14 protein-coding genes are annotated in these 12,996 nt (G+C 69.4%); 3 read left to right on the top strand and 11 right to left on the bottom strand.

Going from position 1 to position 12,996, the window contains the following annotated elements; genetic code table 11:
* Positions 1 to 24: 24 nt before the first annotated feature.
* Positions 25 to 789, top strand: coding sequence for an SDR family NAD(P)-dependent oxidoreductase (locus ASE22_RS08105; protein WP_056357264.1), 765 nt, complete (start codon positions 25 to 27; stop codon positions 787 to 789).
* A 29-nt stretch (positions 790 to 818) separates the two neighbouring features.
* Here the strand turns inward: ASE22_RS08105 and ASE22_RS08100 are convergent, their stop codons facing one another.
* The 4 genes from ASE22_RS08100 to ASE22_RS08085 form a co-directional block, all read right to left on the bottom strand.
* The gene (locus ASE22_RS08100) at positions 819 to 1,628 is read right to left on the bottom strand and encodes a ThuA domain-containing protein (protein ID WP_056357261.1); all 810 of its coding nucleotides are present in this window, start codon (positions 1,626 to 1,628) and stop codon (positions 819 to 821) included.
* Positions 1,628 to 2,635, bottom strand: coding sequence for an NADP-dependent oxidoreductase (locus ASE22_RS08095; protein ID WP_056357259.1), 1,008 nt, complete (start codon positions 2,633 to 2,635; stop codon positions 1,628 to 1,630). The genes ASE22_RS08100 and ASE22_RS08095 overlap by 1 nt, the downstream gene beginning before the upstream one ends.
* Positions 2,636 to 2,644: 9 nt before the next feature.
* Positions 2,645 to 3,058 carry a nuclear transport factor 2 family protein gene (locus tag ASE22_RS08090; RefSeq protein WP_056357256.1) on the bottom strand — a complete coding sequence of 138 codons (414 nt, stop codon included), beginning with the start codon at positions 3,056 to 3,058 and terminating at the stop codon, positions 2,645 to 2,647.
* A gap of 75 nt (positions 3,059 to 3,133) precedes the next feature.
* Entirely contained in the window at positions 3,134 to 3,484 is a 351-nt protein-coding gene (locus tag ASE22_RS08085) for a Rieske (2Fe-2S) protein (RefSeq protein ID WP_056358678.1), read from the bottom strand.
* A gap of 164 nt (positions 3,485 to 3,648) precedes the next feature.
* On the opposite strand from ASE22_RS08085, the gene ASE22_RS08080 reads away from it, so the two are divergent.
* Positions 3,649 to 4,056 carry a nuclear transport factor 2 family protein gene (locus ASE22_RS08080; RefSeq protein ID WP_321163669.1) on the top strand — a complete coding sequence of 136 codons (408 nt, stop codon included), beginning with the start codon at positions 3,649 to 3,651 and terminating at the stop codon, positions 4,054 to 4,056.
* 18 nt (positions 4,057 to 4,074) lie between these two features.
* On the opposite strand, the gene ASE22_RS08075 is transcribed toward ASE22_RS08080, so the two are convergent.
* The 3 genes from ASE22_RS08075 to ASE22_RS08065 form a co-directional block, all read right to left on the bottom strand.
* Entirely contained in the window at positions 4,075 to 5,745 is a 1,671-nt protein-coding gene (locus tag ASE22_RS08075; protein WP_056357253.1) for an MFS transporter, read from the bottom strand.
* 68 nt (positions 5,746 to 5,813) lie between these two features.
* The gene (locus ASE22_RS08070) at positions 5,814 to 6,311 is read right to left on the bottom strand and encodes a VOC family protein (protein WP_235538149.1); all 498 of its coding nucleotides are present in this window, start codon (positions 6,309 to 6,311) and stop codon (positions 5,814 to 5,816) included.
* A 36-nt stretch (positions 6,312 to 6,347) separates the two neighbouring features.
* Positions 6,348 to 7,076 (bottom strand): Crp/Fnr family transcriptional regulator, encoded by a 729-nt coding sequence (locus ASE22_RS08065; RefSeq protein WP_056357247.1) that lies wholly within the window; start codon positions 7,074 to 7,076, stop codon positions 6,348 to 6,350.
* 170 nt (positions 7,077 to 7,246) lie between these two features.
* Between ASE22_RS08065 and ASE22_RS08060 the strand changes: the two genes are divergently transcribed.
* Complete coding sequence (locus tag ASE22_RS08060; RefSeq protein WP_056357244.1) at positions 7,247 to 8,467, top strand: TetR/AcrR family transcriptional regulator; 1,221 nt, start codon at positions 7,247 to 7,249, stop codon at positions 8,465 to 8,467.
* Positions 8,468 to 8,638: 171 nt separating this feature from the next.
* On the opposite strand, the gene ASE22_RS08055 is transcribed toward ASE22_RS08060, so the two are convergent.
* The 4 genes from ASE22_RS08055 to ASE22_RS08040 all read right to left on the bottom strand — a co-directional run bounded on the left by ASE22_RS08055 (position 8,639) and on the right by ASE22_RS08040 (position 12,980).
* The gene (locus ASE22_RS08055) at positions 8,639 to 9,166 is read right to left on the bottom strand and encodes a glycine cleavage system protein R (RefSeq protein ID WP_056357241.1); all 528 of its coding nucleotides are present in this window, start codon (positions 9,164 to 9,166) and stop codon (positions 8,639 to 8,641) included.
* A gap of 82 nt (positions 9,167 to 9,248) precedes the next feature.
* Positions 9,249 to 10,976: a heparinase II/III family protein gene (locus ASE22_RS08050; RefSeq protein ID WP_056357239.1), complete on the bottom strand. Its 1,728-nt coding sequence runs from the start codon at positions 10,974 to 10,976 to the stop codon at positions 9,249 to 9,251.
* A gap of 10 nt (positions 10,977 to 10,986) precedes the next feature.
* Complete coding sequence (gene rpe, locus ASE22_RS08045) at positions 10,987 to 11,649, bottom strand: ribulose-phosphate 3-epimerase (RefSeq protein WP_056357237.1); 663 nt, start codon at positions 11,647 to 11,649, stop codon at positions 10,987 to 10,989.
* 59 nt (positions 11,650 to 11,708) lie between these two features.
* On the bottom strand, positions 11,709 to 12,980 hold the full coding sequence (locus ASE22_RS08040; protein ID WP_082545867.1) for an RsmB/NOP family class I SAM-dependent RNA methyltransferase: 1,272 nt from the start codon (positions 12,978 to 12,980) through the stop codon (positions 11,709 to 11,711).
* Between the last annotated feature and the right edge of the window lie 16 nt (positions 12,981 to 12,996).

The following is a 12,996-nucleotide window of genomic DNA, read 5'->3' as shown; positions in this document are numbered from 1 at the left end:
CCCGATTTTTTGATGGAGACTGTCATGGGACGCCTGAAAGGTAAGATCGCGCTCATCACCGGAGGCGCCTCGGTGCCGGGGCTCGGGAGCGCGACCGCGCACCGCTTCGCGCAAGAGGGCGCGTTCGTCCATGTCAGCGACCGCGACGCGGCCGGGGCCGAAGCGATCGCGGCCGCGATCCGCGAGGCCGGCGGGCAGGCCGAGGCGCACGGCCATGACGTCACCAGCGAGGCCGATTGGGACCGCGTCATGGCGGCGATCGACGGCCGGCATGGCCGGCTGGACATCCTCGTCAACAATGCCGGCATCGCCGTGCTTCGGCCGATCGCCGACCTGACGACCGAGGACTGGAAACTGCAGAACGACGTCAATCTCAACAGCGTCTATTACGGCACCCGCCGCGCGGTGGCGGCGATGCGCAAGACCGGCAAGGGCGGTTCGATCATCAACATCTCGTCGGTCGCCGGCCTGCTGGGCGTGCCCGCCTGCGGCGCCTATGCCGCGTCGAAGGGGGGTGTCCGCATCTTCAGCAAGGCGGTCGCGGTCGAAACCGCGCGTGAGTTGATCCGGGTCAACACCGTCCATCCGGGCATGATCCTGACCAACATGCAGGGCGTGGCGCAGGAGGACAATGCCGCCAATTACGACTCCACCGTCGCGCTGGTACCGATGGGCTTCCTCGGCGAGCCCGACGACGTCGCCAACATGAACCTGTTCCTCGCCTCCGACGAGGCCAAGTACATCACTGGCGGCGAGTTCGTCGTCGATGGCGGTATGACGGCGCAGTAGCGAGCGGAATGCGGGGAGCGGCGATTGTTCTAGGGCGCCGCCGCTCCCGTTGCGACCCAGCGGATCGCGTTTTCGACCAGACGGCGATAGTTCGGATCGTCATAGGCGGACGGCCCGTCGCCGGGCTGGAGATAGACGAGCCGGCTCGCCTCGGCCTGCTTCGCCCAGCCGACCAGGTTCGATCCGGGCGGATGGTCCCAGCCTTCGCGGTCGTGCATGCGCCCGCGCACCGCGAGCTCGGCCGACCAGAAATGGTCGCGATCGAAGCAGGCGTTCGAGCGGAGCAGCGGGGTCAGGCCGTCCTCGAACACCTCGGCAAGATAGAGCTCGTCGGTCAGCGTGAAGCGCGACGGCAGGCCGGCGGTGACGGGATGGTCGGCGACCAGCTCGATCGCATGGGCGACGCCATGGCGGTAGCCGCTGTCGGACACCGTCCGGCCCCGGACCTCGCCCGGATGATAGAGGAAGCGGCCGCCCAGCCATTCGCCATAGTCGACCCAGGCGGGCCAGCCGGCGAGCGCATGATGGAGCGCGACGATCCCCGTTCCTTGCTCGAGCAGGGCGCGGAAGCCGGCCCGCAGCTCGGGACCGGGGTCGAGATGGGCGGGCGGGTCGCCGGGCGCATCGAAATCGAGGCCCGGCATGTCGTAGAGGACGAGCGCATCGAAGCCGCGCATCCCATCGGGATTCATCAGCCGCGCCGCCGCCGGCTGGTCGACCATCGTCGCCGATATGCCGTCCATCGCCTGGAAGACGGCGTCGAAGGCGGTGCGATCGAACGGATGGCCGCGCACCGCCACCAGGCACTGGATCGGTGCGTGGTGGCGGATCGCCGGCATCAGGCTACCTTGACGACGACCTTGCCGATGTTGCGGCCGGTCAGCATTCGGGCATAGCCCGTCAGGACATTCTCAAGCCCCTCGGTCTCGTCGAACGGCACGAACAGGCTGCCCTCACCGACCCAGTTGCGCAGCGTGGCGAAGAACTCATCGGCGCGGTCGAGATGGTCGGGCAGGAAGAAGCCTTCGATCCGCAGCCGCTTCATCAGCACCTGGTCGAAGGCGGCGGGGCCGGGCAGCGGTGTTTCGCTGTCGTAGGTCGCCACCAGCCCGCAGACCGCGATGCGGCCGTGCAGCGCCATGTGCGGCATCACTGCGTCGAGCAGCGGCACGCCGACATTGTCGAAATAGGCGTTCACCCCACCCTCGATCCGGGCGATCTCCGCCGAGACATCCTGGTTGCGGTAGTCGATCGCCACGTCGACCCCGATCTTCTCCCGCAGGAAAGCGGCCTTTTCCGGTCCGCCGGCGATGCCGATCACCCGGGCGCCCAGGTTGCGGGCGATCTGGCAGGCGAGACTGCCTGTCGCCCCGGCGGCCGCGGACACGGCGATCCATTCGCCCGGCCGGATCGCCGCCGTCTCGCGCACGCCGACCAGCGCGGTCCAACCGTTCATGCCGAGCGCGCCGATATGGTGGCGCGGATCGCCCACGCCTTCATCCAGCACGGCGAGGCTGGCGCCATCGGCGGGGACGGTGGTGTAGTCGGCCCATTGCCCGAAGCAGCGCGCCAGCGCCCCTTCCGGGAAGCGCGGATCGCGGCTTTCGGTGATCCGGCCGACGCCGAGGCCGGCCATCTTCGCGCCCAGCGGCAGCGGCGGCTGATAGCCGTCGGTGCGCGCGCTCATCCACATGCGCGTGCCCGCGTCCATCGACAGATACTGGTTGCGGATGCGGACCTCGCCCGCGCCGAGCGGGGCGAGCTCCTCCTGCTGGAAGCTGAGCGCGGCGGCGAAGTCCTGGCCCTGGGGGCGGCTGTCGAGGCGCCAGAAGCGGTTGACGGTCATGACGTGCGATCAACCCTGACGATGGATGTTGCGGAAGGTGCGGCGCTGGAACAGCCAGCGGCCGTCGATCCGCACGCAGACGTCCTCATAGACGCCGCGGTCGCGCTTGGTGGCGCCCTGCTGGTCATAGACCTCGGAGGTATAGCTGCGCATGACGGCGCGGTCGCCATCGATCTCGATCGACCCGGGCCAGGCCTCGAACATGATGCCGGGATAGTGCTTCATCGCCTCGACCCACATCGCGACGATCGCCGGGCGGCCGCGCGTGGTGCCCAGCTCGGGATAATCGGGCAGCGACCATTCGGCCTGCTCCGCCCAGGTCGCGCCCCATGCGTCGGCATCGTTGCGGGTCACCGCGTCGGCATAGGTCTCGAGCAACTCGCGCAGGGCGAGCCGGTCTTCGGCGGGGCCGGTGAAGGGCATATGGTCTCTCCTCGCTGCTTTGGCGTCGAGACTAGCCGCCCCGTGCGCGCTGCGAACCTGTGGGAATGGCGAGGGTCACACGCTGACCGGTATCTCGTCCATGCCGGGCGGGCTGTCGGGAACCTCGACCTCGATCATGCCCGCTTCGATCCGCACCGGGAACTGCCGCAGGTCCTTATAGGCGCCGCCCAGGCAGCGGCCGGTCGCCAGCTCGAAGCGCGCGCCATGCAGGGGGCACATGATCGCGCCGCGCCGGATGCGCCCGCTCGACAGCAGCGAGGCCTGGTGGGTGCAGCGGTCGTTGACGGCATGGAACCCATCCTCGCCGCGACCGATCAGCACGTACCAGCCGGCCAGCCGCGCCGCGAGCTTGCCGTCCTCGGGAAATTCGCTCTCCGCGATCAGCGGTTGCCAGTTGTCGCTCACCTGCACCCTCTGTCTTATTCCGTGCGCGGCCGATCATGCATCGATCGCGGGCGGCTGTCACCGGCCCTCATAGCGTCGGCGGCGCGCGGACCAGGCTAGTCATATCGCTAGCTTTCGTCCCCCGCCGATTGGACGAAAACCGCGAGCGGAAGAGGAGACCGGGCATGAGCATGACGCCGCAGCAGATCGAACGCTTCATCGACGATCTCTATGCCGCCACCGGCACGGGCGATTGGGACAAAGCGGCCTCGATGCTGACCGACGACTTCGTGGTGGTCGAGGCGGACACATTGCCTATGGCCGGCACCTATCGCGGCCCCAACGCGCTGCGCGAGCTGTACACCAAGGTGATGGGCATGATGGACGTGGCCGCGCTCGACCGCATCCAGACCACGGTCGGCGGCGACCATGCGGTGACGATCCTGATCTTCCGCTTCGCCGATCCCGCGCTGCCGCCCGCCGAGCTGTGCGAGATGTTCCGCTTCCGTGACGGCAGGCTGTGTGAGATCAAGCCCTATTATTTCGACCCCGCCCCGATCGTCGCCGCCTGCGCGGCGAAGAAGGCCGCCTAGAGCGTTCGCCGCCGCCCCTCACTGGTCGATATCGCGCCGGTGGGTCTCCGGCAGGGCGACCAGCCCGATCACCACGGTCAGGGCCGCGACGATGACCGGATACCAGAGGCCGTGATAGATATTGCCGGTCGCCGCGACCATCGCGAAGACGATCGTCGGCAGGAAGCCACCGAACCAGCCGTTGCCGATATGATAGGGCAGCGACATCGAGGTATAGCGGATGCGGCTCGGGAACAGTTCGACCAGTAGCGCCGCGATCGGGCCGTAGACCATCGTCACCAACAGCACGAGCGCGGTCAGGATCGCCACCACCATGGGCTTGTCGATTGCTGCCGGGTCGGCCTTGTCCGGATAGCCCGCGGCCTCGAGCGCCGCGCCAGCCTCGTCCTGGAAGGCCTTGATCGCGTCCGCGCGCGCTTCCCCCGTGACGGTGGCGGGATCGGGCGCGGCGATCGTACGCCCGCCGATGCGGATCTGCGCGATCGCACCTGCCGGTGCCTCGACGCTGCGGTAGCTGACGCCGCCCTTGGCGAGGAACGCCTTGGCGATGTCGCAGCTGCGGCCGTCGAACCGGTTCTTGCCGATCGGATCGAACTGCACCGAACATTCGTCGCCATGCGCGACCACTTCGACCGGCGCGGTTTGCTGGGCGCGGGCGAGGGCGGGGTTGGCGGCGACGGTCAGCGCGCCGAACAGCGGGAAATAGCCGATCGCGGCGAGCGCGCAGCCTGTCAGGATGATCGGCTTGCGCCCGATCCGGTCCGACAGCCAGCCGAAGAATACGAAGGCGGGAGTGGCGATGGCGAGCGCGATGGCGGTCAGGATGTTGGTGGTGGCACCGTCGACCTTCAGCGTCTTCTCGAGGAAGAACAGCGCGTAGAACTGGCCAGTGTACCAGACCACCGCCTGCCCCGCGACCGCGCCGAACAGCGCGACCAGCACCCATCGAAGGTTGCCCCAGCGGCCGAACGCTTCGGTCAGCGGCGCCTTGGAGGTCGTCCCCTCGTCCTTCATCTTCTGGAAGACGGGGCTTTCGGCGAGCTGCAGGCGGATCCACATCGATACCGCCAGCAGAAGCATCGAGACGAGGAAAGGCACGCGCCAGCCCCAGGCCGCGAAGGTCTCCTCGCCCATCAGGAAGCGCACGCCGATCACCACCAGCAGCGCCGCGAACAGGCCGAGCGTCGCTGTCGTCTGGATCCAGCTGGTATAGAGCCCGCGCCGGTCGTTGGGCGCATGTTCGGCGACATAGGTGGCTGCCCCGCCATATTCGCCGCCCAGCGCCAGGCCCTGGAGCAGCCGCAGCCCGACGAGGATGATCGGCGCCGCGACTCCGATCTGGCCGTAGGAGGGCAGCAGGCCGACCGCGAAGGTCGACAGGCCCATGATCGCCATCGTCACCAGGAAGGTATTCTTGCGGCCGACCAGATCGCCGATCCGCCCGAAGACGAGAGCGCCGAACGGGCGCACCGCGAATCCGGCGGCGAAGGCGCCCAGCGCGAGGATGAAGCCGGTCGTCTCGTTGACGCCCGAGAAGAACTGGCTGCTGATGAAGGTGGCGAGCAGGCCGTAGAGGTAGAAGTCATACCATTCGAACACGGTGCCGAGCGACGAGGCGGCGATCACCAGCTTCTCGTTCTGGGTGGCGCCATGGTGTTTCGGCAGGTCCGCGCCCGTCACGTCGTTCATCAACCTCTCCCCCCTGTTCCCGGGATCGTCCCAGGCCGGGATACAGGCTTGCGGGCGTGTTGGCGATATCAGCCGAGCGGCGCGCGCCGGGTCGCCGCCTTCGGCCAGGGCTCGGGCTCCGCAAAGACGTCGGTGTTGCAGAAGGCGGAAAGCTTGTTGCCCGCGGGGTCGCGCAAATAGCCGATATAATAGCCCGGATGATAGCGCGAGCGGCGGCCGGGAGCGCCCTCGTCGGTGCCGCCGTTCGCGAGGCCTGCCGCATGGGCGCGGTCGACGATCTCGGGGCTCGCGGCATGCAGGCCGACCATCGATCCGTTGCCCACCGTCGCGGGCTTGCCGTTCTCGGGCATGCACACCCAGACCTTGGGCATGTAGATTCCGTCGGCCAGTCCGTAGCCGATCCATGTGTCGGTCAGGAAGACGCGCTCATGACCCAGCACCGCCATGACCGCGTCGTAGAAGGGCAGCGCGGCTGCGATCGAGTCCACCCCGATCGTCACATAGCTGATCATGTCGTCCCTCCCTGCCGCGCGCATCCGCCCCCGGGCTGCCTTGCGCCACGACATGGAGTGTCTAAAACCAATCGCTTGGTTGGTCAATCGTCAGCCCGAGGCGATGGCACGCAGCCGGTCGGGTTGTTCGATGGTCAGCCGCCGCAGGCCGGGCAGCGAGATAATCCCGGCACGCTTCAGGCGGGTCAGCGAGCGGCTGACCGTCTCGATCGTCAGGCCGAGCACGTCGGCCATCTGCTGGCGCGACAAGGGAAGTTCGACGCTCGGCCCCCCGCCGGCCCGGTCGGCGATCTCGACGATCAGGCTGGCAACTCGTTCACCCGCCGCCTTGCGGCCGAGAAGGAGCATCCAGTGGCGCGCGCGGTCGAGCTCGGCCAGCGTCCGTTCGAGCAGGGCATGGCCGATCGCCTCGTGCTCGCGCGCGAAACGGTCGAACGCGCTGCGGCCGAAGACGCACAGCGACGCGTCGGTCAGTGCGGTCACGCTGTGCGGACTGTCCTTGCCGAAGGGCCGACCGATGAAGTCGGACGGGTAGACGATGCCGACGATCTGTTCGCGCCCGTCGCCGGTCATTGTCGACAGTTTGAGAATGCCCGACAGGACGTTGCCCACCGTGACCGCCTCACCGCCTTCCCACAGCAGCGCCTGCCCCGCGGTAAGCGTGATCCGCCGGCCGAGGCGGCTCAGCGCGGTGAGCCCACTGTCGTCGAGCGCACAGCATATCGCCGACGCCCGCACCCGGCAGTCGGCGCAGGACGAGGGCAGGCTGGCCGCCCGACCCGCGACCGGTGCTTCCTCGACATTCGCATCCCTGTACATCAGCCCGCCTCGCTTTCCTCGCCGACGATGGCTCGCTCCGGTGCGTGGCGACATACGCAATATTCCCAAGCGCGGCGTCGTGCGGATAGAAGGCGCGGGTGTCGCACCGGGAACCCGTCATTCGAACGCCGCGCAATCGGAAGGCTCCGGGCGATCCGGGGGCCGCCCGGATGCGCGTCACCCGGCAGAAGCGCTCCGCGCATCGCCAGCAGGAGATCGCCGACGCGGCGATTGCCGTGATCGGCGAGCGGGGGCTGGCCGAGGTGACGCACAAGATGGTCGCGGACCGCGCGGGCGTGTCGCTGGCGGCGACCACCTATTATTTCGAGGCCAAGGCCGACATCGTCGCCGAGGCGTCGAACCAGTTGCTTCAGCATTATGTGGCGTCGTTCGGGCATGTGGCGGCGCGCCATCGCGGCGGGCCGAGCATCGATTTTCGCGACTTCTTCGCCCGCCTCCTCGTCAATGTCGCGGGCGGGCACCGCTTCGGTACGCTCGCCTGGTGCGAAATCATGCTCGACGCGGCCCGGCGCGACGCCACGCGGCGCCTGGCGCGCTCCTGGTTCGACCGGGTCCACGACCTGTGGCTCGACATCGCCGCGCTGTCGGGTATCGCCGACAGCGAGCGAGTGGCGCGTTCCGGGCTCGACCTGTGCATCGGCCTGTTCTTCGTGATCCTGCCGCTCGGGCTGGACGAGGCGGAAGCGGCGGGGCTGCCCTTCGGCGGGCTGCGCGAGGAGCCGGACGCCCGCGACGCGCCCGCATCCGACCGCATCGCGCCGCGCAAGGGCCGCAAGGCCGCCGAGACCCGGCGCCGCGTCCTCGACGCCGCGATCGACATCATGGCGGCCGAGGGCCCCGGGGGCATCACCTATCGCGCCGTCGCCGATCGGGCCGGGCTGACCCGGGCGGCGCCGACCTATCACTTCGCGACGATCGAGGATCTGATCGGCGAGGTTCAGGTCGAATTGTTCGAACGCACCAAGGCGCGTTATCGCGAAGGCCTGGCGGGGCTCGATCGCGCCGCGCTCGACGAGGGCCAATTGGCCCGCCGGACGGCTGCGATCTTGCGGCGCGAGGCGTCCGACTTCGGCCTGCTCGCCCTCGCCGACCTGGCGATCCGGCTGGAAGCGGCGCGCCGTCCCGGCTTCTGGCCGATCGTCCGCGCCCATATCGAGGATCAGAACCGCGCCTGGCTGCGGATCCTGCGCCAGCTCGATCCGGCGGGGGCGAGCCCGGCCGGGGCGATGGTTCTCCAGGCGCTGTGCATCGGCAAGCTGATCCGCATCGTCGCTACCGGCGGGCGGCGGGCCGACCTCGATCGCGTTCGCGAGGAACTGGCCCATGATATCGGGACGATCCTGCGCGGGGCGCATTGGACCACCCGGTAGGATTTCACCGCCATTCCGCGAAAGTTTGGCGCATCGCTCCCTCCCGTCATGCCAGCGAAGGCTGGCATCTCTGGAAAGGTGCGGCTTTTCATCTCACGAGATGCCAGCCTGCGCTGGCATAACGAAGATGTGCTGGGGTTCCGCCGTCGCGGAAATGACGGAGAGCCGGACTTAGACCGCCTCTGTCTGCATCGTGAAGTCGACCATGATCTCGCCCGAGATCCTTTCGAGCGCATCGCGGACCTGGTCGGTCGAGACCGACGCCGGCAGCAACAGCTTCGCCCGACCGCGGAACAGCGGCGCTCCCGACCAGGCACTGCCCTCGATCGCGCTGGTGAAATCCTCGATATTGACGTCGAGCCCGGCGAGCACGGTCGTCACCTCGCGGACGATGCCGGGACGGTCCTGGCCGACGATCTCGATGCCGAGCGGCCGGCCGTCGCGGTCGCCCCCGGTCGCCGCGGGAACGATCGTGACGGTGAGGCCGACCGCGTCGATCGCCCGCGCGGCAGTTTCGAGCTCGCCGAGCCGGTCTCCAGGCAGTTCGACGAGCACCGATCCGACATATTTTCCGCCGAGCCGCGACAGATGGCTTTCGAGCCAGTTGCCGCCCGCCGCATAGACCGCGTCGGCGAGCGCGCGGGTCAGGCCGGGCCGGTCGCTGCCGACGACGGCGAGGATGACGGATTGCTGCTGCATTATGCCTCTCCGGTAGGAAATTGGTCGCGGAATGTGCGCCCTCCGCGGGCGCAGTGCAATGCGGTTGCGCCGGACACCGATCCTATTCGGACCGGCTGAGCACCCAGTTGACGTCGATCCCGTCGGCCGTCGCGGTGCCGGAGATGACGAGTTGACGCGTCGCCTGCGGCCGCCCGCGCGAATCGATCCACAGGCTGTCCTCGATCCCGACGTCGCCGCCCGTGACGCGGAAGCGCCACAGGGCGCCGCCGGCGATGCGCAACAGCGCGCCGCTGCCGTCGGCGGTCGCCGAGACATCGACCTCGGGCGCCAGATGGAAGCGGATCGCATAGTCGGCGCCTTCGCCGCGTGTGCGCCGCCCCGCGGGCAGTAGCATGTCCTGCCCGCGCACCTCGCGCCCGCCCGCACCGATGGCGATGCGGCGACGATGGCTGAAGCCATAGCGGCGGACATAGCCGTCATGGCGCATGTCGATGCTGCTGCCGTGCATGTCCTCCTGCCGGTCGACCTCGACCTCCGTGACGCCCTTGCCGAGCGTGCCGTCGGCGTGGATCGCGGTCGAATTGCTATCGGCCAGCACCAGGGTCGAATGGGCGGCGGTGCTGCGCAACGCCTGCGCGAGCTCGGGGTGGAGCGCGTTGTTGGCGCCCCGGCCGCCGCCGCAATTGACGATCAGCCGCCAGGGCCCGTCCGACATCTCGAAGCCGAGGGTCGATGCGCAGGCGTGGGTCGCGAAGCGCGAGATCGGAGGGGGGGCCGCATCGGCGACGATCCGGCTATGGCCGACCGACAGCCGCTGATAGCCCCATTCGCGAGACTGGCGCAGCGGCCGGGCACGGACGCCCGATGCGGTGACGATCGCGTCGATCCGTCCGCCGTCGATCGGAGCCGCGCCCTGCCAGCTCGACAATCCGCCGTCACCCAGCGTCAGTCCCAGCAGCGGCGGCACCGCGCGCACGATCGCATCGCCGATCGGGCCCGGCAGCCGTTGACCGCGCATTTCGTAATAGCGGCGCAGCATGGCGAGCAGGGCCACAAGGTCCATCTGCTCGACCGACAAGCGGCTGACGATGCCGCCGTCGCCATGGAGCGCGCCGGCGAGTGCGCGTTCCATCCCCTGTTCGCCGTAGAACTGACGCGGTTCGCCGCCGGGGATGAGCAGGCCCGCCGCGATCACGCCCGCCCAGGCCGCGATGCGCGGCAGGCCGGGAGCGGCCTTGTCGGCGCTGCGGTCGAGATGCTTGGCGCCGCGGTTGAGCGCGTTGAGCACCGGCGCGCGCAGCTCGTCCGACGACATGATCAGTGGCGCGTGGCACCCCCAGAACAGGATGCGGCGACCCCACAGGTCGGGCCGCCAGGCGGCCTCGTGGATCTGCTTGCCGAAAGCCGCCAGCCAGCGGCTGGTGAGCAGCTCGGCGATGGGCGCGACGCGCTGGCGCGGCCCCGCCGCGCTCAGGTCGCGCAGCCAGGCGAAGCTCTGCAGATGATCGCTGAACGCGGTCGACATCGCACGGGGCCGGAAGTCGTAGCTTTCGATCGCGACGCTTTCGCCCTGCCACAATATCTCGCCGTCGAGCATTGCCCCGCCGAGCCGGACGAGCCCCTCGATCGGATCGGGCGGCACGTCGTAGAGCTTGAGCGGGTAACGGCCGCGCAGCCGCAGGCCGTGGACCGGCGTCCGCCACGAGAGGGCATGAATCCGTCCGGCAAGGCGTTCGGCCAGCGAATGGCTGCGGTCATGCTCGACCCGGATCAGGCGCCGGCCAGGCTCTACGCCGTCGTCGAAGCCGGGCCCGCCCGCGTCGCTCATCCCGCGTCGCTCACGCCTGGCGAAGGCCCGCGATGTTCGCGGCGTATTGGGACGGGCCGCCCCGGAAGGTCGCGGTGCCCGCGACGAGCGCGGTGGCGCCGGCCGCGATGACGCGCGGCGCGGTCTTCGCATCGACGCCGCCATCGACCTCGAGGTGGATATCCTTGCCGGTCTTGTCGATCATCTTGCGGATCGCCTCGACCTTGCGCAGCTGGCTCTCGATGAAGCTCTGCCCGCCGAAGCCGGGGTTGACGCTCATCACCAGGACGAGGTCGACCTCTTCCAGCACATAGTCGAGCATCTTCGCCGGGGTGGCGGGGTTGAGCGAGACGCCGGCCTTCTTGCCGAGACCCTTGATCCGCTGGATGGTGCGGTGGAGATGCGGGCCGGCCTCGGGATGGACGGTGATGATGTCCGCCCCGGCATTGGCGAAATCCTCGAGAAAGCTGTCGACCGGGGAGATCATCAGGTGGACGTCGAACGGCTTGGCCGTGTGCGGGCGCAATGCCTTCACCACCGCCGGGCCGATCGTGATGTTCGGGACGAAATGGCCGTCCATCACGTCGACATGGATCCAGTCGGCCCCGGCCTCGTCGATCGCGCGGACCTCCTCGCCCAGCTTGGCGAAGTCGGCGGAGAGGATGGACGGGGAGATGAGGACGGGACTGGTCATGATCGGTTCCGATTAGCGGGGTGGCGGGAGAGGGGCAAGGTGGGCGCCGCCAACTATGTCTACCCGTCGCGCCGGAAGCGGGCGATGAAGAAGCCGTCGGCGCCGCCGCGATCGGCCAGCGTGCCGGGGCGCACCCGGACCCGGCCGACCTTGTCGGGTACGATGCCTTCCGGCAGCTCCCCGGCGGCGACCGGATCGATCCGCCAGTCGGGATGCCGGGCGACGAACGCCTTGGCGATCTGCTCGCCCTCGTCGGCTTCGAGCGAGCAGACGGCATAGACCAGCCGGCCGCCGGGGGCGACGAGGCTTGCGGCATGGTCGATCAGCGTCTCCTGCGTCTCCGCCGCGTCGGTGACGATGCGCGGCCCGGCGCGGTGGAGGACGTCGGGATGGCGGCGGAAGATGCCGGTCGCCGAGCAGGGCGCATCGAGCAGCACCGCGTCATAGGGGGCGCCATCGGCGAAGCCGGCGGCATCGGCGACATGGCGATCGGCGGCGAGGCCGGTTCGTTCCAGATTCTCGACCAGCCGCACCATCCGCGCCTCGGACATGTCGACCGCGGTCACGGTCCAGCCGGCGGCGGCGAGCTGCATCGTCTTGCCGCCCGGTGCGGCGCACAGGTCGAGCGCGCGGCGCCCGTCGCCAGCACCCAGCAGACGGGCCGGGATCGATGCGGCGATGTCCTGCACCCACCAATCGCCCTCGTCATAGCCGGGCAGGTCGACGATGCGCCGGCCGGCGGCGATCCGGACATGGCCGGGGGCCAGGCTTTCGCCATCCAGCCGGCCGGTCCATTCGGCGGTGTCGGCGCCGGGCTTGAGGGTGAGGTCGACCGGCGGTTGCGCCGCCAGCGACCGGCGGGCGGCATCGGCCGCGTCGGCCCCCCAGCTCTTCGACCAGCGCTCGGCGATGGCGGGGGGCAGATGTGGCGGGCTGGGGAGGGCGCCGCCGTCGCGCATCACCGCCGAGAAGACGGCATGGACGAGCTTGCGGGGGCCGCCGTCGACGAGCGGCAGCACCGTCGTGATTGCGGCATGCTGCGGCGTGTCGAGCGCCAGCGCCTGGGCGAGCGCGATCCGCAGCACCATCCGGGCCTTGGCATCGGCGGGGAGTGCGGTTTCGGTCGCCGCATCGATCAGCGCGTCGAGATCGGTCGTGCGGCGCAGCACCTCGGCGGCGATGGCATGGGCGAAGGCGCGGTCGTCGCCGCGGTCGAGGTCGGCGCATGCGCCGTCCATCGCCGCTTCGAGGGGAAGCCCGCGGCGCAGCACCGCGTCGAGCAGCTTCAGCGCCGCGCGGCGGGCGGGGGTACCGGTGGGATCAGGAGTCACGCGCAACCCCTAGCCT

It is taken from the genome of Sphingomonas sp. Root720 (genome assembly GCF_001428605.1).
Taxonomy (GTDB): domain Bacteria; phylum Pseudomonadota; class Alphaproteobacteria; order Sphingomonadales; family Sphingomonadaceae; genus Rhizorhabdus.
Note: the sequence above shows the minus strand (reverse complement) of the source record. Positions and strands in the feature narration are given on the sequence as shown.

Bases quoted from the DNA above. Each gene is read 5' to 3' on its own strand.
- ASE22_RS08100 (WP_056357261.1), bottom strand. From the start codon at position 1,628: ATGCCGGCGATCCGCCACCACGCACCGATCCAGTGCCTGGTGGCGGTG.
- ASE22_RS08105 (WP_056357264.1), top strand. From the start codon at position 25: ATGGGACGCCTGAAAGGTAAGATCGCGCTCATCACCGGAGGCGCCTCG.
- ASE22_RS08055 (WP_056357241.1), bottom strand. From the start codon at position 9,166: ATGCAGCAGCAATCCGTCATCCTCGCCGTCGTCGGCAGCGACCGGCCC.
- ASE22_RS08075 (WP_056357253.1), bottom strand. From the start codon at position 5,745: ATGAACGACGTGACGGGCGCGGACCTGCCGAAACACCATGGCGCCACC.
- ASE22_RS08090 (WP_056357256.1), bottom strand. From the start codon at position 3,058: ATGCCCTTCACCGGCCCCGCCGAAGACCGGCTCGCCCTGCGCGAGTTG.
- ASE22_RS08060 (WP_056357244.1), top strand. From the start codon at position 7,247: ATGCGCGTCACCCGGCAGAAGCGCTCCGCGCATCGCCAGCAGGAGATC.
- ASE22_RS08080 (WP_321163669.1), top strand. From the start codon at position 3,649: ATGAGCATGACGCCGCAGCAGATCGAACGCTTCATCGACGATCTCTAT.
- ASE22_RS08095 (WP_056357259.1), bottom strand. From the start codon at position 2,635: ATGACCGTCAACCGCTTCTGGCGCCTCGACAGCCGCCCCCAGGGCCAG.
- ASE22_RS08050 (WP_056357239.1), bottom strand. From the start codon at position 10,976: ATGAGCGACGCGGGCGGGCCCGGCTTCGACGACGGCGTAGAGCCTGGC.
- ASE22_RS08070 (WP_235538149.1), bottom strand. From the start codon at position 6,311: ATGTCGTGGCGCAAGGCAGCCCGGGGGCGGATGCGCGCGGCAGGGAGG.
- rpe (WP_056357237.1), bottom strand. From the start codon at position 11,649: ATGACCAGTCCCGTCCTCATCTCCCCGTCCATCCTCTCCGCCGACTTC.
- ASE22_RS08065 (WP_056357247.1), bottom strand. From the start codon at position 7,076: ATGTACAGGGATGCGAATGTCGAGGAAGCACCGGTCGCGGGTCGGGCG.